Source organism: Agromyces aurantiacus, from assembly GCF_016907355.1.
GTDB classification, from domain to species: domain Bacteria; phylum Actinomycetota; class Actinomycetes; order Actinomycetales; family Microbacteriaceae; genus Agromyces; species Agromyces aurantiacus.
Map to the genome: position 1 here is coordinate 888,464 of NZ_JAFBBW010000001.1, position 23,503 is coordinate 911,966.

23 protein-coding genes are annotated in these 23,503 nt (G+C 72.7%); 12 read left to right on the forward strand and 11 right to left on the reverse strand.

The window, feature by feature from the left end; all coding sequences use genetic code 11:
• Positions 1-98: 98 nt before the first annotated feature.
• Positions 99-1,322, forward strand: coding sequence for an FHA domain-containing protein (locus JOD46_RS04185; protein WP_204391875.1), 1,224 nt, complete (start codon positions 99-101; stop codon positions 1,320-1,322).
• Between the two features lie 24 nt (positions 1,323-1,346).
• Here the strand turns inward: JOD46_RS04185 and JOD46_RS04190 are convergent, their stop codons facing one another.
• The 3 genes from JOD46_RS04190 to JOD46_RS04200 are packed head-to-tail and all read right to left on the reverse strand — an operon-like array spanning position 1,347 to position 2,166.
• The gene (locus JOD46_RS04190; protein WP_204391877.1) at positions 1,347-1,622 is read right to left on the reverse strand and encodes a DUF2188 domain-containing protein; all 276 of its coding nucleotides are present in this window, start codon (positions 1,620-1,622) and stop codon (positions 1,347-1,349) included.
• 27 nt (positions 1,623-1,649) lie between these two features.
• A complete protein-coding gene (locus tag JOD46_RS04195; protein WP_204391878.1) occupies positions 1,650-1,850 on the reverse strand; it encodes a hypothetical protein in 201 nt (66 codons plus the stop codon).
• A 46-nt stretch (positions 1,851-1,896) separates the two neighbouring features.
• On the reverse strand, positions 1,897-2,166 hold the full coding sequence (locus JOD46_RS04200) for an acylphosphatase (protein WP_204391879.1): 270 nt from the start codon (positions 2,164-2,166) through the stop codon (positions 1,897-1,899).
• Between the two features lie 85 nt (positions 2,167-2,251).
• On the opposite strand from JOD46_RS04200, the gene JOD46_RS04205 reads away from it, so the two are divergent.
• The 3 genes from JOD46_RS04205 to JOD46_RS04215 all read left to right on the forward strand — a co-directional run bounded on the left by JOD46_RS04205 (position 2,252) and on the right by JOD46_RS04215 (position 4,717).
• A complete protein-coding gene (locus JOD46_RS04205) occupies positions 2,252-2,608 on the forward strand; it encodes an iron chaperone (RefSeq protein WP_204391880.1) in 357 nt (118 codons plus the stop codon).
• 28 nt (positions 2,609-2,636) lie between these two features.
• On the forward strand, positions 2,637-4,259 hold the full coding sequence (locus JOD46_RS04210; RefSeq protein ID WP_204391881.1) for a helix-turn-helix domain-containing protein: 1,623 nt from the start codon (positions 2,637-2,639) through the stop codon (positions 4,257-4,259).
• A 107-nt stretch (positions 4,260-4,366) separates the two neighbouring features.
• Positions 4,367-4,717: a hypothetical protein gene (locus JOD46_RS04215; RefSeq protein ID WP_204391882.1), complete on the forward strand. Its 351-nt coding sequence runs from the start codon at positions 4,367-4,369 to the stop codon at positions 4,715-4,717.
• On the opposite strand, the gene JOD46_RS04220 is transcribed toward JOD46_RS04215, so the two are convergent.
• The 5 genes from JOD46_RS04220 to JOD46_RS04240 form a co-directional block, all read right to left on the reverse strand.
• Positions 4,710-6,230: an APC family permease gene (locus JOD46_RS04220; protein ID WP_204391884.1), complete on the reverse strand. Its 1,521-nt coding sequence runs from the start codon at positions 6,228-6,230 to the stop codon at positions 4,710-4,712. The two genes, JOD46_RS04215 and JOD46_RS04220, sit on opposite strands and share 8 nt — an antisense overlap.
• A gap of 190 nt (positions 6,231-6,420) precedes the next feature.
• Entirely contained in the window at positions 6,421-7,656 is a 1,236-nt protein-coding gene (locus tag JOD46_RS04225) for an alkaline phosphatase PhoX (RefSeq protein WP_204391886.1), read from the reverse strand.
• 185 nt (positions 7,657-7,841) lie between these two features.
• Positions 7,842-9,206 (reverse strand): NAD-dependent succinate-semialdehyde dehydrogenase, encoded by a 1,365-nt coding sequence (locus JOD46_RS04230; protein ID WP_204391888.1) that lies wholly within the window; start codon positions 9,204-9,206, stop codon positions 7,842-7,844.
• Positions 9,207-9,311: 105 nt separating this feature from the next.
• The gene (locus JOD46_RS04235; protein WP_204391889.1) at positions 9,312-10,052 is read right to left on the reverse strand and encodes a PDC sensor domain-containing protein; all 741 of its coding nucleotides are present in this window, start codon (positions 10,050-10,052) and stop codon (positions 9,312-9,314) included.
• Positions 10,033-10,803, reverse strand: coding sequence for a FadR/GntR family transcriptional regulator (locus JOD46_RS04240; protein ID WP_204391890.1), 771 nt, complete (start codon positions 10,801-10,803; stop codon positions 10,033-10,035). The genes JOD46_RS04235 and JOD46_RS04240 overlap by 20 nt, the downstream gene beginning before the upstream one ends.
• A gap of 116 nt (positions 10,804-10,919) precedes the next feature.
• Between JOD46_RS04240 and JOD46_RS04245 the strand changes: the two genes are divergently transcribed.
• From JOD46_RS04245 to JOD46_RS04255, 3 genes are all read left to right on the forward strand, one after another.
• Positions 10,920-12,083 carry a CaiB/BaiF CoA transferase family protein gene (locus JOD46_RS04245; RefSeq protein WP_204391891.1) on the forward strand — a complete coding sequence of 388 codons (1,164 nt, stop codon included), beginning with the start codon at positions 10,920-10,922 and terminating at the stop codon, positions 12,081-12,083.
• A gap of 45 nt (positions 12,084-12,128) precedes the next feature.
• Positions 12,129-13,343 carry an acyl-CoA dehydrogenase family protein gene (locus tag JOD46_RS04250; RefSeq protein ID WP_204391892.1) on the forward strand — a complete coding sequence of 405 codons (1,215 nt, stop codon included), beginning with the start codon at positions 12,129-12,131 and terminating at the stop codon, positions 13,341-13,343.
• Between the two features lie 151 nt (positions 13,344-13,494).
• Entirely contained in the window at positions 13,495-14,145 is a 651-nt protein-coding gene (locus JOD46_RS04255) for a GNAT family N-acetyltransferase (protein WP_204391893.1), read from the forward strand.
• Positions 14,146-14,234: 89 nt separating this feature from the next.
• Here JOD46_RS04255 and JOD46_RS04260 read toward each other — a convergent pair whose 3' ends face one another.
• Both JOD46_RS04260 and JOD46_RS04265 read right to left on the reverse strand, forming a co-directional pair.
• Positions 14,235-14,564 carry a hypothetical protein gene (locus tag JOD46_RS04260; RefSeq protein WP_204391894.1) on the reverse strand — a complete coding sequence of 110 codons (330 nt, stop codon included), beginning with the start codon at positions 14,562-14,564 and terminating at the stop codon, positions 14,235-14,237.
• A 157-nt stretch (positions 14,565-14,721) separates the two neighbouring features.
• The gene (locus tag JOD46_RS04265; RefSeq protein ID WP_204391895.1) at positions 14,722-17,097 is read right to left on the reverse strand and encodes an arylsulfatase; all 2,376 of its coding nucleotides are present in this window, start codon (positions 17,095-17,097) and stop codon (positions 14,722-14,724) included.
• Positions 17,098-17,354: 257 nt separating this feature from the next.
• On the opposite strand from JOD46_RS04265, the gene JOD46_RS04270 reads away from it, so the two are divergent.
• From JOD46_RS04270 to JOD46_RS04290, 5 genes are all read left to right on the forward strand, one after another.
• Positions 17,355-18,179: an amino acid ABC transporter substrate-binding protein gene (locus tag JOD46_RS04270; protein ID WP_204391897.1), complete on the forward strand. Its 825-nt coding sequence runs from the start codon at positions 17,355-17,357 to the stop codon at positions 18,177-18,179.
• 130 nt (positions 18,180-18,309) lie between these two features.
• Complete coding sequence (locus JOD46_RS04275; protein ID WP_204391899.1) at positions 18,310-18,975, forward strand: amino acid ABC transporter permease; 666 nt, start codon at positions 18,310-18,312, stop codon at positions 18,973-18,975.
• Positions 18,962-19,795, forward strand: a complete 834-nt coding sequence (locus tag JOD46_RS04280) for an amino acid ABC transporter ATP-binding protein (RefSeq protein WP_275588132.1) — start codon at positions 18,962-18,964, stop codon at positions 19,793-19,795. The genes JOD46_RS04275 and JOD46_RS04280 overlap by 14 nt, the downstream gene beginning before the upstream one ends.
• Before the next feature lie 63 nt (positions 19,796-19,858).
• A complete protein-coding gene (locus tag JOD46_RS04285) occupies positions 19,859-20,992 on the forward strand; it encodes an NAD(P)/FAD-dependent oxidoreductase (protein WP_204391901.1) in 1,134 nt (377 codons plus the stop codon).
• A 38-nt stretch (positions 20,993-21,030) separates the two neighbouring features.
• Positions 21,031-21,777: a Pr6Pr family membrane protein gene (locus JOD46_RS04290; protein ID WP_204391903.1), complete on the forward strand. Its 747-nt coding sequence runs from the start codon at positions 21,031-21,033 to the stop codon at positions 21,775-21,777.
• Positions 21,778-21,801: 24 nt separating this feature from the next.
• Here JOD46_RS04290 and JOD46_RS04295 read toward each other — a convergent pair whose 3' ends face one another.
• Complete coding sequence (locus tag JOD46_RS04295) at positions 21,802-23,295, reverse strand: flavin monoamine oxidase family protein (RefSeq protein WP_204391905.1); 1,494 nt, start codon at positions 23,293-23,295, stop codon at positions 21,802-21,804.
• Between the last annotated feature and the right edge of the window lie 208 nt (positions 23,296-23,503).

Below are 23,503 nucleotides of genomic sequence, written 5' to 3' on the forward strand. Positions count from 1 at the left end.
ACCGGTTCAGTGCCCGCCCCGTGGTCGTGGGCCCGCCCGCGGGCGTACCCTGCTGCCAGGGTCGCGGCACCGTCGCGGCATGCGGGCAGGACGGGAGGATGTCGCCGGAGCTCGGAGAGATCGCGCCGACCCTCGTCGTCGTCGAGGGCCGGCGAGCCGGCGAGCGCGTCCCGCTGGAAGCCGGCGAGACCACGGTCGGTCGAGACGCAATGTCGGAACTCGCGTTCGACGACGAGGGGGTCAGTCGCCACCACGCGCTGCTCATACGTGCGGCCGACACGGTGACCATCCGCGACCTCGGCTCCACCAACGGCACGTGGGTCAACGGCCGTCCGGCGCACGACGAGATCGAGCTGCACCCAGGCGACACGGTGCAGGTGGGTCTCGCGGCGTTCACGCTCGAGGGGGCCCGTGCCTCGGCCGTCGTCTCGCCCGTGCCGGTGTCGACGCGCTCGCCGGGAGCCGCGCCCACGCCCTCGACGCCCGTCCCGGCGGCGCCGGCACCGCGCCGGCTGGGGCGCGTCCGGGTCGGCAGGGTCGTGCTGGTGGGCGGCCTCGCGAACCTCATCATCGTCGGCGCGGGCGTCGCCATCCAGTTCGCGACCGATTGGACCGGCATCGGGACGTGGCTCGCCGCACCGCTCACCGGCATGGTGGCCGCGCTGGTGGCGCTGATGAAGGACGCCATGACCCGGCCGCCGGAACCGGGGCCGGCACCGCCGGGCGGGGTTCCAGTGCCGGCGCCGGGCGTCGCGGCGGGACCTCCGCCGGGCGCGACGGCCCCCACCGGCGTCGTGCCGCCGCCACGGCGTCGCGGCGGCGTGAGCGTCGCCGTCGGGCTCCTCGTCGCGGTCCTGGTGATCGGCGGCGGCGGCGTGCTCGTGACCTATGCCGTCGCCACCGTCAGCGGCTTCATCACGGGCAACCAGGTGGGCGTCGACCGGCTGCAGAACGCGCCCGTGGTCGTCGACTCGAGCGGCGTCGTGACCACCGTCGAGCGGGTGGAGCACACCGCGGACTTCACGCGGGTCGAGCTCACGGTGCGCAACGGCCTGGCGAACACGATCACGCTGCCGCTCTACGGCAACGCGACGCTCAGTGCCGAGGACGGCACGACCCTCGTGGCCGACGGCTTCCGCAGCTCGTGGAGCGACACGATCCCGCCGGGGCAGCTGCGTCGCGGCACGATCGTGTTCACGGGTCACCTGCCCGACGCGGGCACCGTCGCGACGCTGTCGTTCGCGACGGTGTTCGAGCAGGGCTTCACCGGGCCGCAGTCGATCGCGGTGGGCGGGCTCGAGATCGCACCGTTCGACGGCTGATCGACGCGGCGCGAGGAGCGGCGCTCAGCGCTCGGGCACCGTGCCGTCGCCCGGATCGGCCGGGTCGACGGGCGAATCGGCGTCGCGGTCGACCTCGAGAACCTCGTCCTCGTCGGTGATGACCCCCGTCTCGTCGGACTCGAGCACCACGTGCCGCGTGCCGAGCGTGGCCGCGAGCTCGCGCCCGGCGTCGATCGCCTCCTGTTTCGTCCGGTAGCTCTGCGAGCGCTCGGGCTCGCCGATCACGCGGTTCACCCACTGCCCGCGCTTCGACACGGTCTCCACGTCGCCATCCGCCATCACTCGCTCCGTCCTCGTCGTTCCCGGTCAGACCTCGTCGAGGTCCTCGTCGTCCTCGTCCTCGTCCAGGTCCTCGTCGACCTCGTCGAGGCCCTCGCGCTCGAGCGCCTCGAGGTCGAGCTCCTCGTCGGTCGGCACGTGCTCGCCGGCGACCGCGTCGTTGACGACGCGCTCGCGCCACTGCTCCTCGTCCTCGTCGGCCGGGTCGTCGCCCCAGGGGTCGCCCATGTCGCGTCTCCTCTCGTGCGTCGGTGTCGCGGATGCCGGGGTGCCCTCACCCGGTGATCCGGAAGCCCTGCTCGCCGGTCGGGTGCAGGTCGGCGGTGCTGATGGAGGTGACGTCGGCGCCGGGCGGGCCCTCGTCGAACCACGACAGCATCGCGTCGACCGAGGGCGCGTCGCCCTCGATCTCGGCCTCGACCGCGCCGTCGGAGCGGTTGCGGATCCATCCGGCGACCCCGAGCCGCTGGGCCTCGACGCGCGCGCTGTACCGGAACCCGACCGCCTGAACGCGGCCGTGCACGATGACGCGCTGCCGGATCACGAGACCCCCACGTCACGAGGGTAGACCGCGCGGGCGGCCGGCGCACGGATGCCGCGGCGCGCCGCCCGAGCGTACGATGACGCGCATGGGGGAGATGACCGACTACATCGCGGGCATCGAGGAGCCCGACCGCTCGGCGATGGCGGAGGTGCAGCGCGCGGCGCTCGCGCTCGTGCCCGACGCGGTCGAAGGCGTGAGCTACGGCATGCCGGCGCTCCGGTACCGCGAGCGTCCGCTGCTGGCGGTCATGCAGGCCAAGGGACACATCGGGCTGTACCCCTTCAGCCCGGCGGTGGTGTCGGCGGTGTCCGAGGCGCTCGACGGGTACTCGTGGTCGAAGGGGACCATCCGCTTCACGGCCGAGCGGCCGCTGCCCGACGGCCTGGTGGACCGGATCGTGGCCCTTCGCCGCGACGAGATCGACGCGGCATCCGATCGGTGATCGCGTGACCCCGGCCGGAGGCGGCGACATGACCGAGCCACGGGCGCTCGACTCGGGCCGTGCCGCGGCCCGGCAGCGCCGCTGGACCGACGCGTACGAGGCGTTGTCCCGCGCCGATGCGACGGAGGACCTGGAGCCGACCGACCTCGAACTCCTCGCCACGGTCGCGTTCCTCCAGGGTGAGGGAGAGGCGGCCGTGAACGCGCTGACGCGGGCGCACGCGGCGTGGCTCGAAGTGCGTGATGCCGAGGGGGCGGCTCGCACCGCGGCCTGGCTCGCACTGTTCCAGATCGAGCTCGGAGAGCTCACCGCGAACTTCGAGTGGATGCCGCGAGGGGCGCGGCTCGCACGGGGGATCACGGGCGCGAGCCCCGTCATCGGGCTGGTCCAGGTGGCACCGGCCGTGGCGCAACTGGCCAGCGGGGACGCACTCGGCGCCGAGCAGCGGTTCCGCGAGCTCGGCGCCATGGCGGAGCGTCTCCAGGACCACGACCTCGCGGCGCTCGCATGGTTCGGGCGCGGCAAGTCCCTCCTGCCCCTCGGCCACGACACCGAGGGTTTCGCGTGCTTCGACGCGGCGGTGGCCGAGGTGTCGAGCGGCGCGGTGTCGCCGATCCCGAGCGGCATCATCCTGTGCACGGTGATCTGGGATGCGTACTTCGGGTTCGACCTGGCGCGAGCGGTGGAGTGGACCGCCGTACTCGACGAGTGGTGCCTCGCGCAGCCCGACCTGGTGGCCTACACGGGCCAGCGCCACGCGCTGCGGGCCGCTCTCCTCACGCTCCGCGGCGCCTGGCCCGAGGCCGGCGCCGAGTCCGAACTGGCCCTCGCGCGCCTGCGCGCCGGTGACTACCGGTCGGGGTTCAGCGCACCCTACGTCCACGCCGAGCTGCAGCGGCTCCGCGGGGCGAACCACTCCGCTGCGCGCTCATACCAGAGGGCCGCCGAGACCTCATGGAACCCGCAGCCGGGGCGCGCACGGCTGCTGCTGGCGGAGGGCCGGCTCGAGCAGGCTGCGGCGCAGATCCGCGCGGCCGCGGCCGCCGCGGACCCCTTCACGCTCCGCCATCTGCTGCCCGCCGTGGTCGAGGTCGAAGTCGCCGGAGGCGACCTCACCGCCGCGCAGCGGGCGCTGGAGGAACTGCGAACCCTCGGTGGTCCGGAGCCGACGGCGATGTGCGCCGCCTCGATCGCGTTCGCCGAGTCCCAAGTGCGGCTGGCCGAAGGCTCAGGGGAGCGCGCCCTCCGTTCGGCACGTCAAGCCGAGGAGGTATGGCGCGAGCTCGACGCGCCGTACGAGGCGGCGCGGAGCCGGACGCTCGCCGGGCGCGCCCTGGTTGCGCTCGGCGACGCGCCGGCCGCGCACGCCGAGTTCGATCGGGCGCGGCGTGTGTTCCTCGGGCTCGGAGCCGACCCGGCGCTCGCCGAACTCGATCGGGTCGTCGGCGCTCGCCGCGCGGGCTCGCTCACGGCGCGGGAGCTCGAGGTGCTGCAGCTCGTGTCGACCGGTCTGACCAACCGCGCGGTCGGCGAGCGGCTCTCCCTCAGCGAGAAGACCGTTGCACGCCACCTCGCCAACATCTTCGGCAAGCTCGGCCTCTCGACGCGGGCCGCAGCGACGGCGTACGCCTACGAGAACGGGCTCGTCTGAGCCGTGCAGCGCGGGTCGTCTGCACAGGATGACCCATTCCGCTGCCCGCACGAAGATGGGGCGTCCGCCCGACGCGGTAGACGGATACGGCGCCTACCGTTTCGGTCATGGACATCCCATTGATCGCCGGCACGGCCTCGACCGTGGTCTTCGCGGTCAGCAACCTGCCGATGCTGCGCAAGGCGCTGCGCACGCGGGATGTCTCGTCGTACAGCCTGTCGAGCGTGGCCATGATCAACGCCGCGAATCTCGCGTACTCCTGGTATGTGTTCAGCCTGCCGGTCGGGCCGGTCTGGGCGCTGCACGCGTTCTACCTCGTCTCCTGCGCCATCCTGCTCGTGCTGTGCGTCGAGCAACGGCGCCGCGGCAGCGGGAGGACCCCCGAACACGACGACGGCGCACGCGCCGGGACGCCTGAGGTCCCGGGCTGCGCCGTCGCGTGCGGGCCGCCTACTTGATCGTGGCGGTCGCCCCCGTGCGCGACGGGTGCGAGCGAAGGGCCTCGGCCACCTCGATCGCGTCGCCGGCCGGTGCGTCGGAGAGGCGGTCCGGTCGGGCGGCGAACAGGTAGATCAGCCCGGTCCCGAGCACGACGCCGAGGCCGATGAGGACGATCCAGTCGGTGACGGGGTCGCCCGACGTGCCGGGCGTCGCGAGCAGGATCATCGCGAACACGCCGTAGGCGAGCGCGACGACGTTGACGATGACGCCCCAGCGGCCGAGCGAGAACGGCCCCGCGGGCTTCCATCCCTTGACGCGCTGGCGCAGCGAGGCGAGCACGACCATCTGGAAGGCGACGTAGATGCCGAGCACCGCGAAGGCCGTCACCGGGTAGAGCAGGTCGGCGTTCAGCCAGACCAGGATCGCGATGAGCGCGGGCACGGTGCACGCGACGATGAGCGCGTTCGCGGGCACCTTGCTGCCCTCGGTGACCTTCGACAGCCAGCGGTGGCCCGGGATCATGCCGTCGCGCGCGAAGGAGAACAGCAGGCGGCTCGCGGCGGCCTGCAGGCTCAGCACGCACGAGAGGAAGGCGGTGATCGCGACGACGAGGAAGAGCTTCGCGCCGACCGGCCCGAGCGTGGCCTCGAGGATCGCGGGGATCGGGTCGGCGTCCTCGCCGGCGACGATCGCCGCGAGGTCGGGGGCCGCGAGCACGTAGCCGCCGAACGAGAAGAGCGCCGAGACGCCGCCGACGAGGATGGTCAGCATCATCGCGCGCGGGATGCGGCGAGCCGGGTTCTCGACCTCCTCGGCGACGTCGCCGCAGGCCTCGAAGCCGTAGAAGAGGAAGAGGCCGGCGAGCGCCGCGCCCATGAACGCGGTCAGGTAGCTGCCGTCGCCCTCGACCCCCATGGTGTCGAAGAACACGCTGAACTCCTGCTTGCGCTGGAAGATCAGGAGGTACAGCCCGAGCCCGATGACGCCGATGAGCTCGGCGGCGAGGCCGATGCGCGCGACGCGCGCGAGCCACTTCGTGCCCGACAGGTTGATCAGGAGCGCGATCAGGAGCAGGCCGAGCGTGATCCAGAGCGTGGTGTCGGCCGTGTGCTCGACGCCGAAGAGGCTGGCAGCGAAGCCCGAGCCGTACTCGGCGACCGCGGTGATCGTGACGATCATGGCCCAGATGTAGACCCATGCCGCCATCCACGCGTACCGGCGACCCCAGAGGCGTCGCGCCCACGGATAGATGCCGCCGTGGATCGGGTACTGCGAGACGACCTCGCCGAACACGAGCGACACGAGCAGCTGTCCCGCGCCGACGATGACGATCCACCAGATCGACGGCGGGCCGCCCACGGTGAGCGCGAGCGCGAACAGCGAGTAGACGCCGACGAGCGGGGAGAGGTAGGTGAAGCCGAGGGCGAAGTTCGCCCACAGGCTCATGGAGCGGTTGAACGAGTCCTCGTAGCCGAGGACCTTGAGGTGCTCGCCGTCGCCGAGGTCGGCGGGCTTCACGGGTTCGGACATGCTGGCCTTTCGATGATCTTCATTGATCGCGTCCGCCCACCCCAGACGCCGGTTGCGCCAGCTTGCCATACCTCCGGCGCTAAAGCTATAGCACCAAATGATTTTGTGACCCGCTCTCCTCCCGAGCTCGATGGGCGACGGCCCGCCCCGGCCGCGAAGCCGGGACGGGCCGTCGTCGAGGTGCGGGGACTCAGCGCTTCGAGATGGTCCAGGTGCCGTCGGCGAGCGCCTTCTCGGGGTGCTGGATGTTCAGGAACAGCGTCTTCGGGTCCTTGCCGAAGTAGATGCCCGAGATCTCGGCGTCGGTGTCGCGCAGCGACGCGAAGTGCTCGACCGTGTCGGCCGCGCCGTCGCCGTCGGCGTCCAGGCCGGCGGCGAAGACGTCCGAGAGGTAGTTGTCCTCGACGATCCAGAGCCGGCCGTCGGGGCCCTGCGCGAGGTTGTCCGGGCTGTTGAGCCCCGTCACCTTCGCACCCGCGTCCTCGACCGGCACGTTGAGCCCGGCCTCGACGAACGACGAGAGCTGCTGCGACGCGAGGTCGATCGCGACCACCCGGTCCTCCGAGGTGTTGGCCACGTAGAGGGTGCGGCCGATGACTTCGACGTCCTCCGGGCGGCCGAACTCGGTCGCGGCGACGGCGTTGGCCGCGGCATCCGCGTCGACGACGACCTGGTCCGTGTCGAGGGCGACCCACTCGAAGGCGCCCACCTTCTCGTCATAGGTCGACGAGCTCCACTTCTGCTGGGCGTCGCTGAGGCCCGTGAGCTTGAGTGCGTAGAGCTGCCCGTCGGACAGGTCGCCGCGGCGCGTGGGCTCGAACTTGTAGATCGAGCCGCCGTTCAGCTCGTCGATCACGAACACCGTGCCGTCGGCGAGCGCCTCGATGCCCTCGTGGCGGAGGATGCCCGCCTCGGAGCGCTGCTCGACGCGCGTGACCACCGTCGGGTCGCTCGGGTCGAGGAACGCCTCGAAGAGCCGGCCGCCCGCGGTCTCCTCGGCGAAGAGCAGCGTGCCCCACGGGGTCCAGCGCAGGCCGTCCAGGCGGCGCCAGTCCTCGCGCTGCACCAGGACCTTCGCCTCGCCGGTCTTCAGGTCGACCACCGAGAGCGCGCCGTTGGCGCCGACCTCGTGCGTGCGGTAGAGGAAGCGGCCGGCCTGCGGGCCGGTCTCGTTCACGGTGTTCATGTCGGTGAGGTCGTCGGCGCCCGCGTAGACGTCGAGCTGCGTCTCGTCGACGACGCGCTGCTGCGTGAAGCCCTGGGGGATCACGAACGGTTCGGTCCAGTCGGCGGCGGCGACGTCGTACGCGGTGCCGGCGATGGGCTCGAACCCGATGGGGCCGTCGGCGGCGGTGGCCGCGCCGGCCGGGACGAGGGCGAAGGCGGTCGCGCACACGGCGGCGCCTGCGATGGTGCGAATACGCATCTCGGTCGATCTCCGATCGTCGGTGTGGGAGTGCGGCGCCACGCTGCGGTGGGGCCGACGACGACGATCCCGCGCCACGGTGATCGCCCGGTGAGGGATGCGTGAACGGGGCGTGCCGATCGGGGGAACGACGACGCGCCCCGGAGCCGTGGGGGTCCGGGGCGCGTCGAGCGGATGCGACGGCGTCAGCCGATGCGGATCATCTTCTTGTTGACGAACTCGTCGGCGCCGAAGCGGCCCAGCTCGCGGCCCGAGCCGGAGCGCTTGATGCCGCCGAAGGGCAGTTCCGCGCCATCCGCGAGCACGAGGTTCACGAAGACCATGCCCGCCTCGATCGCGTTCGCGACGCGGTCGGCCTGCTCGGGGTCGGTCGTGTACACGTACGAGCCGAGGCCGAAGGGGATGTCGTTGGCGATCGCGACCGCCTCGGCCTCGTCCTTGGCGCGGTAGACCTGCGCGACCGGGCCGAAGAACTCCTCCTTCGAGGCGGGGTTGTCGCTCGACACATCCGTCAGCACCGTGGTCTGGAAGAACGCGCCGTCGCGCGTGCCGCCGTGCACGAGCTTCGCGCCGTGCTCGACCGCGCGCGTGACCTGCTCCTCGAGGCCCTCGGCCGCGCGGAGCGACGACAGCGGCCCGAGCGCCGAGTCGGACGAGGTCGGGTCGCTGGCCTCGACCTCGGCGATCTTGGCGGTGAACTTCTCGAGGAACGGCTCGTAGAGCTCGTCGATCACGATGAAGCGCTTGGCCGCGTTGCACGACTGGCCGCTGTTGTCGAGGCGCGCGTCGACCGCGTTCTGCACGGCCGAGTCGAGGTCGTCGGTCGAGAGCAGGATGAAGGGGTCGGAGCCGCCGAGCTCGAGCACGACCTTCTTGAGGTGACGGCCCGCGATCTCGGCGACCGCGGCGCCCGCGCGCTCGGAGCCCGTGAGCGAGACGCCCTGCACGCGCGGGTCGGCGATGACGGTCTCGATCTGCTGGTGCGAGGCGTAGATGTTCACGTACGCGCCCTCGGGGAAGCCCGCGTCGGCGAAGATCTGCGCGATCGCGGCGGCCGATTCGGGGCACTGCTCGGCGTGCTTGAGCAGGATCGTGTTGCCGATGATGAGGTTCGGGCCGGCGAAGCGCGCGACCTGGTAGTACGGGAAGTTCCAGGGCATGACACCGAGCAGCACGCCGAGCGAGCTGCGGCGGATGACGGCGCTGCCCTCGCCCGCGAGCAGGTGCACCGGCTCGTCCTTCAGGAACTCGGCCGAGTGGTCGGCGTAGTAGGTGTAGATGTCGCCCGCGAAGTCGGCCTCGGCGAGGGCCTGCTCGATGGGCTTGCCCATCTCGCGCACGATGATCTCGGCGAGCTCCTGGCGGCGCTCGACGTGCAGTTCGCCGACGCGGCGTATGAGCGCGGCGCGCTCCTCGACGGTGGTCGACTTGGCCCAGGTGCGGTGCGCCTCGGCGGCCGAGGCGATGGCCGCCTCGAGCTCGGCGTCGGTGATCGTCGGGTAGGTCTTCAGGACCTCACCGGTCGCAGGGTTGGTCACGGCATAGCTCATGGGGTTCTCCTTCTCGGTGCATCGCGCCATCGGTCCCCGAGCCGGTCGAAGGGTCGTCTGCCGCGGTGCATACGCTCGTCAGTCAAAGATATATCAACGAATGATTTATTTCGAGGCGGATGCCGCGGGCCGCACGAGCACCCGGAACGGCGTGCCGGGACACGGCTCGGCGTGCTCCCACGCGAGCGCGAGCTGTCCGACCTGCAGCGTCGGCTCGGTCGACACGACGACCCGGCCGTCGTCGTTGACGAGCGCGAGCGGCTCGGGCACGTCGAGGAACGCGGCGAGCAACTCGTGCTCGAGGCGGCGCACCGCGACATCCGCCCCCACGACCCCGACCATGCGGGCGTCGCCGGCCGGGCCGCCGGCCGCATGCACGGGCATCGTGAGCGTGAGGATGTAGTCGCACGTGCACAGGTGGTCGACGTAGGGGCCGGTCACGTGCGCGTGCCGCGTCGTGGCCGGGATGCGGTACCACTCGAGCGCGCGGAAGTCGCGCAGGTACTCGGTGTAGCCGCGCGTCGTGAGGTCGAGCCGCGTGGGCTCGGTCGTCGAACCGAGCACGGGGTTGGCCTCGAGCGGGCCGAGCCACCACGCGAAGTGCACGTCGCGGCCGCGCACGATCTCGCCGTCGGCGATGAAGCCCGCGCCCACGAGCAGCGGGTCGGCCTCGACCAGGCGCGGGATCACGAGGTCGGCGACCGCCGTGTCGAGGTCGGCGGGGCGCACCTCGGGCGAGGCGGCGATGAGTTGCTCGATGGGGGCCCGCCATGCGGCGAGCTGGTCGAACACCGACGTGAAGACGCCGGCCACGCTCGCCGCGACCTCACGCGCTGACCGGCTCATCGAGCGCACCTCCCCGTTCGATGCGGGCCTTCGCGGCGAGCAGGCGCTCGGAGAGTCCCCGCACGAGGGCTCCGGCGGCATCGCGCGCCTTCGCCGGCCGGTGGGCGGCGACCGCGCGGACGATCGCGCGATCGCGCGCGACGACCTCGACGCGTGCGCCCTCGTCGTCGAGCCCGAGCAGCAGCAGCGGCCCGAACTCGGCCTGCAGGCGGATCTGCTCGCGGACGAGCCGAGCCGACTGGCTGAGCACCGCGACCTCGAGGAAGAACCCGCCCTGGTTCGTGCGGGCGGATGCCGCGGTGCCGAAGTCGGCCGCCGCGAGCCACGCGGCCAGCCGCTCGCCGTCGCCCTCGGCCGCGCGCTCGGCGGCGCGCTCGGCGGCGCCCGCGAGGATCGCGCCGAAGTACACGGCCATGTCGCTGAGCTCGACCTGGGCGAGCGCGCGCAGCCGGGTCGTGAGCAGCGAGCGATGCCCGCCCTCGTCGTGCGCGACGAAGCTGCCGCCGTCGCGGCCGCGGCGGGTCTCGACGAGTCCGGCCTCGCGGAGGATGCCGAGTCCCTCGCGCACGGTGATGAGCGCGACGCCGAAGCGTCGGGCGAGCTCGGGCTCGCTCGGGAGCCGCTCGCCGGGGTGCAGCACGCCGAGCACGATGCCGTCGGTGAGGCGCTGGGCGACCTGCTCGGCGCGGCCGGCGTCGGCGAGCTGGGCGAACACGGCTTCGCGCGCGCCCGGACCCACCCTCGTCTCCATGCGACTCAGGCTAGTCGAGCGGAACCGGCCGGAGTGGCGCCGCGCGGAAAAATCATTCAATATAGGAGGAATTCACCCGCGACCGACGACGGTCGCCCCACGCGAAGGCGGACGCGATGCCCGAGGGACCCACCGGACCGCTCGCCGGCGTGCGCGTGGCCGACTTCTCGCGCGTCCTCGCCGGGCCCTACGCGACCATGCTGCTCGCCGACTTCGGCGCCGACGTGATCAAGGTCGAGTCGCCCGCCGGCGACGACACGCGCCAGTGGCTGCCGCCCGTCGACGCGGCCGGACGCTCGACGTACTTCGGCGGCGTGAACCGCAACAAGCGGTCGGTCGTGCTCGACCTGACGGATGACGCGGGGCTCGCCGAGGCGCGCCGGCTCGCGGCATCCGCCGACGTCGTCATCGAGAACTTCCGCCCCGGCGTCATGGCCCGGTTCGGGCTGGACTACGACCGCGTGCGTGCCCGGAATCCCGGCGTCGTCTACTGCTCGATCACGGGCTTCGGCACCGGCGAGGGGGCCGCGCTCGCCGGGTACGACCTGCTCGTGCAGGCGGTCGGCGGGCTCATGAGCATCACGGGCGACCCCGACGGCGACCCGACCAAGGTCGGCGTCGCGCTCGTCGACGTCCTCACCGGGCAGAACGCGCTCGCCGGCATCCTGCTCGCGCTGCGCGAACGGGATCGCACGGGCGAGGGGCAGCTCGTCGAGGTGACCCTCCTGCAGAGCCTGCTCTCGGCGCTCACCAACCAGGCCTCGTCGACGCTCGCGACGGGCGTGCCGCCCCGCCGGCTCGGCAACCAGCACCCGAGCATCGCGCCGTACGCGGTGTTCCGCGCGGCCGACCGCGACCTCGTGATCGCGGTCGGCAACGACAGGCAGTTCCGCGCGCTCGCGCGGGTGCTCGGCGCCCCCGCGCTCGCCGATGACGCGCGATACGCGACGAACACCGATCGGGTCGCGCACCGCGACGAGCTGCGCGCTGAGCTCGAGCAGGCGCTCGCCGCGGCATCCGCCCGGCAGTGGGTCGACGAGCTCACAGACGCGGGCGTGCCGGCCGGGCTCGTCAACGACGTGGCCGAGGCGATCGACTTCGCCGAGGGGCTCGGCCTCGCGCCCGTCGCCGAGGTCGCGACGGCGGATGCCGCGGCATCCCACCGCTCGGTCGCGAACCCCATCGGGCTCGCGGCGACCCCGCCCCAGTACCGCACCGCGCCGCCCGCACTCGGCGAGCACGACGGCGCCGACTGGCTTCCCGCCCCGCTGGTCGAGTGACGCGAAGCGCGCATCGAGACCCAGAACTCCGCGAAAGGACCCACCATGACCGCCACCGACACCGCGACCGTCGACGTCACCGCGCCCCGCATCGACGCCGTCTTCGACCTCGACGCGCTCCTCACCGACGAGGAGCTCGAGTGGCGCGACCGCGCGCGCCGCTTCGCGCAGCAGCGCATCGCGCCGATCATCGAGCAGGACTTCGAGGACAAGCGCTTCCGCCGCGAGCTCGTGCGCGAGGCGGGCGAGCTCGGCTTCCTCGGCATGCACCTGACGGGGTACGGATGCGCCGGGGCCGGCGCCGTCGCATACGGGCTCGTGTGCCTCGAGCTCGAGGCGGCCGACTCGGGCTGGCGCACCTTCGTGTCGGTGCAGGGTTCGCTCGCGATGAGCGCCATCCACAAGTACGGCTCGGAGGAGCAGAAGCAGCGCTGGCTGCCGGGCATGGCGAAGGGCGAGCTCATCGGATGCTTCGCGCTCACCGAGCCCCAGGGCGGCAGCGACCCCGCCGCGATGACCACGGTCGCGCGCCGCGAGGGCGACGAGTGGGTCATCGACGGTGCGAAGCGCTGGATCGGGCTGGCGTCGCTCGCCGATGTCGCGGTCGTGTGGGCGAAGGTGTCGGATGACGCGGGGGAGGACGCCGGCGTCGTGCGCGGGTTCCTCGTGCCGACCTCGACGACGGGATTCACCGCGACGCCCATCGACGGCAAGCTCTCGATGCGCGCCTCGGTGCAGTGCGACGTGACCTTCGAGGGCGTGCGCCTGCCCGCCGACGCGATCCTGCCGGGCGCGCGCGGGCTCTCCGGTCCGTTCGGGTGCCTCAACGAGGCCCGCTACGGCATCGTGTGGGGCGCGATGGGCGCCGCGCGCTCATGCCTCGAGTCGGCGCTCGATCGTTCGATCACGCGCGAGGTGTTCGGCAAGCCGATCGGCGCGAACCAGCTCATCCAGGCCAAGCTCGCCGACATGCTCGTCGAGGTCGAGAAGGGCGTGCTGCTCGCACTGCACCTCGGTCGACTGAAGGAGCGCGGTGCGCTCACGCCCGCTCAGATCTCGGTCGGCAAGCTCAACTCGGTGCGCGAGGCGCTGAAGATCGCGCACGAGGCGCGCGCCATCCTCGCCGGCGACGGCATCACGAACGAGTTCCCCGTGATGCGGCACGCCGCGAACCTCGAGTCGGTGCGCACCTACGAGGGCACCGACGAGGTGCACCAGCTCATCATCGGCCGCGCCCTGACGGGCCTGAACGCCTTCTGACCGCGCCTCGCCGGCTCCCGGCGCGGCCATCGCCGCGAGGGTATGCCGAACATCGCCGTTCCGGGGGCGACGGCGTGGTTCGGCATACTCTCGCGGACGCGGGGCCGGCGCGGAAGAAAGTGGAGGCGGCCCACGCCGATAGGGTCGTGCGATGGACCTCGAGGACGTCTGGCCCCTCTTCCGCCTGCGACTGCGCACGCCCCGGCTCGAACTGCGCCTCGCGCGCGACGAGGACCTCGGGCAGCTCGCCGACGCGGCGCTCGCCGGCATCCACGACCCGGCCGTGATGCCGTTCGCGACGCCCTGGACCGACGCCGAGCCCGCCGAGCAGGCCCGCGGCATCGCGCAGCACGTCTGGCGGCAGCGCGCCGAGTGCACGCCCGACGACTGGACGCTGCTGTTCGCCATCCGGCACGAGGGCCGGGCGATCGGCCTGCAGGACGTGCGCGGCCACCGCTTCCCGACGCGGCGGACGATCTCGACCGGCTCCTGGCTCGCCGGGCCCATGCACGGCCGGGGCCTCGGCACCGAGATGCGCGCCGCGGTGCTCGCGTTCGCCTTCGACCACCTCGGCGCCGAGGTCGCCGAGACGAGCGCGGCCGACTGGAACGGCTCGTCGCAGGGCGTGACGCGCAAGCTCGGGTACCGCGAGAACGGATTCGGCCGCATCGAGACGCGCCCAGGTCGGATGTCGGTCGATGTGCGATTCCGGCTCGAGCCGTCGTGGTTCGTGCGACCCGGGTGGACGCTCGAGGTCGAGGGCGTCGGCGACGCGCGGCGCGAGCTCGGACTCGAGGACTGAGCCCGGTCGCTCGGACGCGCCGGCGCCCGGACGCGCTGAAGGCCGGCGCCCTGGGCGGCGCCGGCCTCCGACCGTGTGCTGATCCCGGGTCAGTTCAGGCCCGGGATGATGATCCACTTGTTCACGAGCACGAGCCAGATCACGGTCAGCACGAGCGCGATGATTGTGAGCGTGCGTCCGGTGCGTCCGCCGGCGAACATGGCCACCGCGAGCACGATGGCCAGCGCGACGCCGAGCACGAGCGAGCCGAACGGGATGCCGGGCAGGAACAGCGAGAGCAGGAAGAGGCCCGCGACGACGATCTCGATGATGCCGACCACGGTCGAGCCGCCGCGCGCCCGCAGGCGCCAGATGCCGTCGACGAGGCCGAGCACGCCGGCGGCGAGGGCGATGAGGAGGAGCCAGGACAGAGTGATCATGGGGTTCCTTCGGTTGGTGTGGGGTCACCGCGACGAGGGATCCGGTCCCTCGACGGCGCCAGCATAGCCATCCGGTGGCAGCGGCCGCCGCCGCTTGCGGGCAGGGGCGCGAGTGCGGTATGCCGCGCGCGGCATACCGCACTGGACGGGGCGGCGATCAGTGCCGGCCCATGGCGATGCGCAGCCGGTCCTCCGCCGTGATCAGGTGGTCCTGGGCGAGCGCGTCGTCGCCGAGGTCGATCTGCACCCACGCGATCCGGCCGGTGAAGGCGTTCCCGCCCGCGGGGTAGTCGTCGCTCACCGGCGAGGCGAGGTCCTCGCCGATGTCGGTCGTCTCGTCGCCCGAGAAGATCATCGGCACCGTCTGCTCGAGCCGGCCCTCGCCGACCGACGTGCCGTCGACCTCGAGCCGGAGCGCTCCGCCGCGACCGAGCCCGCCGCCGTCGTACGCGAACTCGACGCGCAGTTCGTGCACGCCCTCGGGCACCGGTTCGGCGCAGAACACCTTCACGCGCGTGAGGCCGAACAGGTTGTAGCAGAACGCGGGCCGGCCGCCGAGCAGGTAGAGGCTCCATCCGCCGAATGCGCCGCCCTGCGCGATGACCACGCCCTCGGCGCCGCCGGACGGCACGTCGACCGCGGCCGTGATCGCGAACGAGCGGTTCTTGACGTTGAGCACGCAGTTCTCGGGCAGGCGCCCCATGCCGGCGAACAGCCGCTGCGTGGTCCCGGCGATGAGCGTCGGCCGGCCCGCGAGGTCGGGGTTGAACCGCTCGATGCGCCGGTCGTCGAGCGGCAGCACGCCGTACTTGACCGCCTCGATCAGGAAGAGCCGCTGCAGCTCCCTCAGCTTCTCCGGATGCTCGGCCGCGAGGTCGCGCGACTGCGTCCAGTCGTCGGGGCCGTAGAGCTCCCACACGTCGTCGTCGATCGCGGGCAGCGGCTCGACGATCCACGGCGTGCTGTGGCGGGTCACGGCGGTCCACCCGCGGTGGTAGACGCCGCGGTTCACGAAGCACTCGAAGTACTGCAGGTCGTGCGACTCGGGCGCGTCGGCGTGGGCGAACGTCGGTGCGAGGCTCGTGCCGTGCAGCGGCATCTGCTCGATGCCGTTCACCGACCGGGGCACCGGCAGCCCGGCGAGCTCGAGCACCGTCGGCGCGATGTCGACGACGTGCGTGAACTGGTCGCGGCGACCCGCCGCGTCGATGCCGCGCGGCCAATGGGCGATCATCGCGTTGCGCGTGCCGCCCCAGTGCGAGGCGACCTGCTTGGTCCACTGATACGGCGTGACGGTCGCGTGTGCCCAGCCCACCGCGTAGTGGTTGTACGCCGTGGGTCCGCCGAACTCGTCGATCTTCGAGGCCATGAACTCCGGCGTCTCGAGGTGCGCGGCGCCGTTGAAGACGAACGACTCGTTGAAGCTGCCGTTGATCGTGCCCTCGGCCGACGCGCCGTTGTCGCCGATGAGGTAGAAGACGAGCGTGTCCTCGAGGATGCCCAGTTCCTCGAGCGTGTCGACCAGGCGGCCGACGTGGTGGTCGGTGTGCTCGAGGAACCCGGCGAAGATCTCCATCTGCCGCGCGAGCACGGGCTTCAGCTCTGCGGGCATGTCGTCCCACGCGGGGATCTCGGCCGGGCGCGCCGTGAGCTCGGCATCGGCGGGGATCACGCCGAGTTCCTTCTGGCGCGCGAACGTGCGCTCGCGCAGCGCGTCCCAGCCGTCGTCGAACGCGCCGGCGTAGCGCTCGGCCCAACCCGGCGGCACGTGGTGCGGGGCGTGCGTCGCGCCCGGCGCGAAGTAGAGGAAGAACGGGCGGTCCGACGCGAGCGAATGCTGCGCGCGCAGCCAGTCGACCGCGTGGTCGGCCAGGTCCTCGGTGAGGTGGTAGCCCTCCTCGGGCGTGCGCGGCGGCTCGACCGGCGTCGTGCCGAGGTAGAGCGACGGGTAGTACTGGTTCGTCTCGCCGCCGATGAAGCCGTAGAAGTGCTCCATCCCGCCGCCGCCCGTCGGCCACGCGTCGAAGGGGCCGACGGCGCTCGCCTCCCAGACGGGCACCTCGTGGCACTTGCCGAACTGCGCCGTCGAGTAGCCGTTCAGGCGCAGGACCTCCGCCAACGGCGCGGCCGAGCGCGGCCGGACCGACGAGTACCCCGCGGCCGCCGTCGCCAGCTCGGTGACCGCGCCCATGCCGACCGCGTGGTGGTTGCGCCCCGTGAGCAGGGCGGCGCGCGTCGGCGCGCACAGCGCGGTCGTGTGGAATCGCGTGTAGCGCAGCCCGCGCTCGGCGAGTCGGTCGGCGGTCGGCGTCGACACCGGCCCGCCGAACGTCGCGGCGGCACCGAAGCCGATGTCGTCGAGCAGCACGAGCAGCACGTTCGGCGCCCCGGCCGGCGGTCGCAGCGGGCGGATCGGGTCGTCCGCCGCGGCGGGATCCGTCGCCTCGTACGCCGTGTACCGTGCGCTCGCGCGGTCGGGGAGCGGCAGCGTCGCCCTCCGCGCGCGATCGTCGGCGTCGTGGTGCTCGGACATGGCGCTCCCTTCCCCTCCGCGTGCGGGGCGTGCGAGCGGGGGTCTCCGTCATCGAACGCCATCGCACCGGCGCCGTCCGGGACTTCGGTCCCGCCGCCCGCACCGTCGATTCCGTCCGATCGGGAATGGAAACGGGGCGTCATCCGGTTTCACCTCGTGGCCGCCGGCGTGATGGACTGTCGCGCCGCGGCTCCGCCGCCGCGGCGCTCGGCCCACGACGCCGAGCCGCCCACGAACGTCACGAACGGAGCATCCGCATGCCTCTCGCCCGCACCCGCACCCTCCTCGGCCTCGCCGCCGCATCCGCCGCCGTCCTGGCGCTCGCCGCGTGCTCGAGCGGCGACGGCGGCTCCGGAGCCGGCGACGCGGAGGGCGCCGGCGACGCGTACGGGCTCGTGAAGGCCGGCACCCTCACCGTCGCGACCGAGGGCACCTACCGGCCGTTCAGCTACCACGACGAGGGCTCCGGCGACCTCGTCGGCTACGACGTCGAGGTGGCCGAGGCGGTCGCCGACAAGCTCGGCCTCGACATCGCGTTCCAGGAGACGCAGTGGGATGCGATCTTCGCGGGCCTCGACGCGGGCCGCTTCGACGTCATCGCGAACCAGGTCTCGATCACGCCCGAGCGCGAGGAGCAGTACCTCTTCAGCGAGCCCTACACCGTGTCGCGCGGCGTCATCGTCGTGAACGAGGGCGACTCGTCGATCTCGTCGTTCGACGACCTCGAGGGCAAGACCACGGCGCAGTCGCTCACGAGCAACTGGTACGAGCTCGCCACCGAGTCGGGCGCGCAGGTCGAGTCGGTCGAGGGCTGGGCCCAGGCCGTCGCGCTGCTGCAGCAGGGCCGCGTCGACGCGACCATCAACGACCAGCTCACCTTCCTCGACTACGTGAAGGCCACGCCGGATGCCGCGATCGAGGTCGCCGCCGAGACCGACGACACCTCGTTGAGCGCACTGGCCTTCACGAAGAAGAAGCCGGCGCTCGTCGACGCCGTCGACGAGGCGCTCGCCGAGCTGAAGGACGAGGGCGTGCTCGCCGAGATCGGCGAGAAGTACTTCGGCCAGGACGTCTCCGAGTAGGCCGGCTCGCCCGAGCGCTCCCGTTCGTGCCGGGCGTCGCCCGCCGGACGGGAACGCCCGGCACGGATGGCACGATGGGGCCCAGGGGTCGCGCACGCGGCATCCGTGAGGCCCGGAAGGACGTGAGCCGGTGAACGAGAGCCTGCAGCTGTTCCTCGAGTCGTTGGGACCCATCGTCCTCGGGGGCCTCACGGGCACCATCCCGCTCGCCGTCGCGTCGTTCGCGATCGGACTCGTGCTCGCGCTCGGGGTCGCGCTCATGCGGCTGTCGAGCAATCCGGTGCTCGCGAACATCGCCCGGTTCTACGTCTCGGTGATCCGCGGCACGCCGCTGCTCGTGCAGCTCTTCGTGATCTTCTACGGCCTGCCGGCGATCGGGCTGGTGATCGACCCGTGGCCGAGCGCGATCGCGGCGTTCTCGCTGAACGTCGGCGGGTACGCCGCCGAGATCATCCGCGCCGCGATCCTGTCGGTCCCGAAGGGCCAGTGGGAGGCGGCCTACACGATCGGGATGTCGCGTGCGACCGCGCTGCGCCGCGTCATCCTGCCGCAGGCCGCCCGGGTGTCGGTGCCGCCGCTGTCGAACACGTTCATCTCGCTCGTGAAGGACACGTCGCTCGCGTCGCTGATCCTGGTGACCGAACTGTTCCGCGTCGCGCAGCAGATCGCGGCGTTCAGCCAGGAGTTCATGCTGCTCTACCTCGAGGCGGCGTTGATCTACTGGCTGTTCTGCCTCGTGCTGTCGGGCGCGCAGGCGAGACTCGAGAAGAGGCTGGACCGCTATGTCGCCCACTGACCCGCCCCGCCCGCCGGTGCACGGCGACCCGCTCGCCCCGCAGGGCACCGGCTCGGCGGATGCCGCGGTGCTGCTCTCGGCACGCGGCATCCGCAAGTCGTTCGGCTCGAACGAGGTGCTGCGCGGCGTCGACTTCTCGGTGCGGCGCGGCGAGGTGGTCACCCTGATCGGCCCGAGCGGGTCGGGCAAGACGACCGTGCTGCGCTCGCTCAACGGGCTCGAGACGCCGGACGGCGGTGCGCTCGAGTTCGACGGCGGGCCCGCCATCGACTTCTCGCGTCCCGTCGCGAAGGCCGACCGCATCGCGATGCGCGACCGCTCGGCGATGGTGTTCCAGCAACACAACCTGTTCCCGCACATGACCGTGCTCGAGAACGTGGTCGAGGGTCCGATCCGCGTGCAGCGCGTGCCGAGGCCCGAGGCGATCGCGGCCGCCGAGGCGCTGCTCGAGCGCGTCGGCCTCGCCGAGAAGCGCGACGCGTACCCGTTCGAGCTCTCGGGCGGCCAGCAGCAGCGCGTCGGCATCGTGCGCGCGCTCGCGCTGAAGCCCGACCTGCTCCTCTTCGACGAGCCCACGAGCGCGCTCGACCCCGAGCTGGTCGGCGAGGTGCTGCACGTGATCAAGGAGCTCGCCGACGAGGGCTGGACCATGGTGGTCGTCACGCACGAGCTCGCGTTCGCCCGCCAGGCCGCCCATGAGGTGCTCTTCATGGACGGCGGGGTCATCGTCGAGCGCGGTGCGCCGGCGCAGATCTTCACCGAGCCGCGCGAGGAGCGCACACGGCGTTTCCTCGACCGGATCCTCCGGCCGCTCGACTGAGCGGCGTCGCCGCCGGGACCTCGGTCCCGGCGCGGCGTCCCCACGTGGGCGGACCATGGGGGCATGGCGACGAACGTGCTCATCCTCGGCGCGGGCTTCGGCGGGCTCGAGCTCGCGACGCTCCTCTCGGAACGCCTTCAGGGCGAGGTCGAGGTGACGCTCGTCGACCAGTCGGAGACGTTCTTCTTCGGCTACTCCAAGCTCGACGTGCTCATGGGCCGGGCGACGCCCGACGAGATCCGCCTGCCGTACGCGCGGTTCTCCAAGCCGGGTGTCGAGTTCCGGCGGGAGCGGGTGCTCGAGATCGATCCGGCGACGCGCCGGGTGGTGACGGATGCCGCGGGCTACGACCCCGACGTGCTCGTGATCGCGCTCGGCGCGGGCTACGACCCGGCGGCGACGCCGGGGTTCGCCGAGGGCGGCTTCGAGTACTACACGGTGGAGGGCGCCGCCCGGCTGCGCGACGAGCTCGCGGCCTTCGACGGCGGACGCATCATGCTCGCGGTGCTCTCGATCCCGTTCAAGTGCCCGCCCGCGCCGTACGAGGGCGCGCTGCTGCTGCACGAGCTGCTCGTCGCCCGCGGCATCCGGGAGGCGAGCTCTATCCGTGTCGTGAGCCCGCAGCCCTCGCCGATCCCGGTGTCGAGGTCGGTGTCCCAGGCGCTCGAGCAGGCCATGGCCGACCGCGGGATCCGGTACACGAGTCGGCATCGCGTGCACGGGATCGACCCCGGCGCCCGCGTCGCGCATCTCGCCGACCACGACGAGCCGTACGACCTGTTCATCGGCATCCCCGTCCACCGCGTACCCGACGTGCTCGTCGGGGCCGGCCTCACCACGGACGGGTGGGTGGCGGTCGACCCCGCCACCTCCGAGACCCGCTTCCCCGGCGTGTACGCCATCGGCGACTGCGTCGAGGCGGGCGTCCCCAAGGCCGGCACGCTCGCCGAGGCCGCCGCGCGCGTGGTGGCCTCGGCGATCGTGCGCCGGGTGCGGGGCGAGGGCGAGCTCGAACGCGGCGGCGCCGGAACCTGCTTCGTCGAGTTCGGCGCCGATGAGGTCGGCCGGGTCGAGGTCGACTTCGGCGCGCCCGGCGGTCCGAGGGCGGATCTCGTCGGTCCGTCCGCCGCGTTCGCGGGCGACAAGGCGGAGTTCGGCGCCGCCCGACGCGCGCGCTGGTTCGGCATGGACGCCTGACTCGGCGTCGGCGCAGCCCGGGCGGCTAGCGTGGTGGCATGCCCGCGACCGTCACCGGCTCCGCCGCACGGGTGACGAGCTCGGATGCCGCGGGGCCGTCGCGCCGCGACGGCGCGACGACCGCGCGCCGAGCGCTCGGGGTCTTCCGCCTCGCGATCGCGGTCGTCGAGGTCGTCGCGCTCATCGGCAACTACCAGTACGTGCTCGAATTCCCGCTGTTCGCGTCGGTCAACTTCTTCAGCTACTTCACCGTCCTCTCGGCCATGCTCGCGGTCGCGACGCTGCTGGTGGCCGCGTGGTACGCACTGCTGCGACCCGTCGACCCGCCCCTGCTCGGCGCGTTCCGCACCATGGTGACCGCGTACCTGCTCGTGTCGGGCATCGTGTTCGGGCTCATCGCCCTCCAGGCGTCGACGCGCGACTACCGGCTCGAGGTGCCGTGGTCGGATACGGTGCTGCACTTCGTCGTCCCGCTGCTCGCCCTCGTGGCCTGGACGGTCGACGCCGTCATCGCCGTGAACCCGCCCGTGCCGTGGGCGACGGTCGGCCTCGTGCTCGTGCTCCCGTCGCTCTGGCTCGTGTACACGCTGCTGCGCGGGGCCGACCTCGGCTGGTACCCGTACTTCTTCCTCGACGCCTCGCAGGTCGGCGGCTACGCGGGCGTCGCCGCGTACTGCGTGCTCGTGCTGCTCATCTTCGTCGCGATCACGGCGGGACTCGTCGCGGTGCACCGGGGGCTCGCGGCGCGGGCCGCTCGCATGCGGGCGGTCCCGCACTCCGGCTAGCGCGCCGGCGCGCCCCGCGCCGCGTCAGGCGACCGTCGCGAAGGGCTCCAGTGCCTCGAGCACGACCTCGAGGGCCGCGTCGTCGTCGAGCTCGGCGATGCGGCGGGCGTGCTCGGCGGCGAGCATCCCGACGAGCACCGGGCGCCGCGGGTCGGCCCCGAGGTCGAGCCACGCCGCCACGGTCGGCGTGGCGCCCACGAGGGTGAGCACGTTCGGCGCCTCCGAGACCGGCGGCGGCGTGCCCGGGGCATCCGTCGCCGACCGCCAGAAGGCCTCGTCGAATCGCAGCCACACGAGGTCGAGCGCGCCCATCGCGATCGTCGAGATCGCCCGCTGGTGCAGCAGCGGCAGCGGCGGGTCGAACGTGACCGTGTCGGTGCGCAGCACCCCGATCGACGCGGTGACGATGAGCCGGTGCGTGCGCAGCGACTCGCCCGAGTCGAGGCGGAGGCTGACCCCGTCCGCGTCCACGGCGATATCGGTGACCGCGCTCGACCCGGCGATGTCGAGGCCGTTCCCGAGGTCCTCGATGAGGGCCGTCCACCCGCTCGTGACCTGGTCCGTCGGGTGCCACACGAGCGCGGGGTCGAACCGCTGCGCCGAGACCCGCGTCGCCGACGCGCCCGTCGTCGGCTCGACGCCCGTCGTGAGCGCGTTCACGAACCAGTCGCGCTCGCTGAGCGCGTCGGGCCCGGGCTCGTCGGAGACCGGCACGGCGCCCGAGCGCACGAGCGCGGTGGAGAGGGGCGTGTCGGTCGAGTGCGACGCCGCCCACGCCTGGGCCTCGGCGATGACGGCCCATCCGGCGTCGGAGGACGCGACGGCGACGCCCTCAGGGGTCCGCGACCCGAGCCGCGGCGTGAACGGCCGCGTCGCGACCCCGCTGTCGGCGAGCACGGATCGCATGACGCCCCCATCGGACACGAACGGACTGCCGAGCTCGACCGGCGCGCCGAAGTCTCGATCCTCCACCGAGCGAAGGCGTCCGCCGAGGTGCTCGCCCGCCTCGATCACGACCACCTCGAAGCCCTCGTCGGCGAGCGTGCGCGCGGCGGCGAGGCCGGCGATGCCCGCGCCGATCACGGCGATCCGATCGCCCTCGTCGGCGAGGTCGGCGATCGCTCGCGCTGCGCGCAGGCCTTCGGCGTACGCGCCGTGCACGGTTCCGGGCGCATCCGGCGAGGTGGCCTCGCCGGCGATGACGAGACGACCCTCGACGGGCTCGCCGAGCGCCCGCCTGAGGTCGGGCGTCGCGCCGACCGAGTCGAAGCTGAACGCGCCCCGCATGAAGGGGTCGGCGCTCCACCGCGAGCGCTGGAAGGCGACGGGGCGCGGCACGCCGCCGGGGGAGGCCGTGGGGGTCGGGGTCGCCGCGCCCGTCGGCGTGGGGCTGGGGGTCGGCGACGGCGGGGCGCCGCCGTCGGTGCACCCCGCGAGCGAGGCCGCCGCGACGCTGCCGAGCGCCGCGGCGAGGAACGCGCGTCGCGGCATCCCCCCGGCGGGCCCCCGTGCGTCCATGTGCCTCAGGCTAGCCGCTCGCGCTCGACGGGGCCGGAGCCGGCCGCGGGACTGCAGGGTTGTTCCATTCAGCGGAGATACGATCCGGCTCGCCGCCGAATGCCCGAGGCCACCGGCGCGCCGGATCGTATCTCCGCGGAAACGGACGCCGCCCGCCCGATGCGAGGGTCGGGCGGGCGGCAGTCGGTGCAGAGCGGATGCGGCGGCG

What these genes read in the sequence shown, in the direction of transcription:
- JOD46_RS04270 (WP_204391897.1), top strand. Translation starts at nt 17,355, where the DNA reads ATGCCTCTCGCCCGCACCCGCACCCTCCTCGGCCTCGCCGCCGCATCC.
- JOD46_RS04235 (WP_204391889.1), bottom strand. Translation starts at nt 10,052, where the DNA reads ATGAGCCGGTCAGCGCGTGAGGTCGCGGCGAGCGTGGCCGGCGTCTTC.
- JOD46_RS04260 (WP_204391894.1), bottom strand. Translation starts at nt 14,564, where the DNA reads ATGATCACTCTGTCCTGGCTCCTCCTCATCGCCCTCGCCGCCGGCGTG.
- JOD46_RS04285 (WP_204391901.1), top strand. Translation starts at nt 19,859, where the DNA reads ATGGCGACGAACGTGCTCATCCTCGGCGCGGGCTTCGGCGGGCTCGAG.
- JOD46_RS04290 (WP_204391903.1), top strand. Translation starts at nt 21,031, where the DNA reads ATGCCCGCGACCGTCACCGGCTCCGCCGCACGGGTGACGAGCTCGGAT.
- JOD46_RS04245 (WP_204391891.1), top strand. Translation starts at nt 10,920, where the DNA reads ATGCCCGAGGGACCCACCGGACCGCTCGCCGGCGTGCGCGTGGCCGAC.
- JOD46_RS04190 (WP_204391877.1), bottom strand. Translation starts at nt 1,622, where the DNA reads ATGGCGGATGGCGACGTGGAGACCGTGTCGAAGCGCGGGCAGTGGGTG.
- JOD46_RS04195 (WP_204391878.1), bottom strand. Translation starts at nt 1,850, where the DNA reads ATGGGCGACCCCTGGGGCGACGACCCGGCCGACGAGGACGAGGAGCAG.
- JOD46_RS04265 (WP_204391895.1), bottom strand. Translation starts at nt 17,097, where the DNA reads ATGTCCGAGCACCACGACGCCGACGATCGCGCGCGGAGGGCGACGCTG.
- JOD46_RS04230 (WP_204391888.1), bottom strand. Translation starts at nt 9,206, where the DNA reads ATGAGCTATGCCGTGACCAACCCTGCGACCGGTGAGGTCCTGAAGACC.
- JOD46_RS04280 (WP_275588132.1), top strand. Translation starts at nt 18,962, where the DNA reads ATGTCGCCCACTGACCCGCCCCGCCCGCCGGTGCACGGCGACCCGCTC.
- JOD46_RS04220 (WP_204391884.1), bottom strand. Translation starts at nt 6,230, where the DNA reads ATGTCCGAACCCGTGAAGCCCGCCGACCTCGGCGACGGCGAGCACCTC.
- JOD46_RS04210 (WP_204391881.1), top strand. Translation starts at nt 2,637, where the DNA reads ATGACCGAGCCACGGGCGCTCGACTCGGGCCGTGCCGCGGCCCGGCAG.
- JOD46_RS04215 (WP_204391882.1), top strand. Translation starts at nt 4,367, where the DNA reads ATGGACATCCCATTGATCGCCGGCACGGCCTCGACCGTGGTCTTCGCG.
- JOD46_RS04255 (WP_204391893.1), top strand. Translation starts at nt 13,495, where the DNA reads ATGGACCTCGAGGACGTCTGGCCCCTCTTCCGCCTGCGACTGCGCACG.
- JOD46_RS04205 (WP_204391880.1), top strand. Translation starts at nt 2,252, where the DNA reads ATGGGGGAGATGACCGACTACATCGCGGGCATCGAGGAGCCCGACCGC.
- JOD46_RS04250 (WP_204391892.1), top strand. Translation starts at nt 12,129, where the DNA reads ATGACCGCCACCGACACCGCGACCGTCGACGTCACCGCGCCCCGCATC.
- JOD46_RS04185 (WP_204391875.1), top strand. Translation starts at nt 99, where the DNA reads ATGTCGCCGGAGCTCGGAGAGATCGCGCCGACCCTCGTCGTCGTCGAG.
- JOD46_RS04225 (WP_204391886.1), bottom strand. Translation starts at nt 7,656, where the DNA reads ATGCGTATTCGCACCATCGCAGGCGCCGCCGTGTGCGCGACCGCCTTC.
- JOD46_RS04240 (WP_204391890.1), bottom strand. Translation starts at nt 10,803, where the DNA reads ATGGAGACGAGGGTGGGTCCGGGCGCGCGCGAAGCCGTGTTCGCCCAG.
- JOD46_RS04295 (WP_204391905.1), bottom strand. Translation starts at nt 23,295, where the DNA reads ATGGACGCACGGGGGCCCGCCGGGGGGATGCCGCGACGCGCGTTCCTC.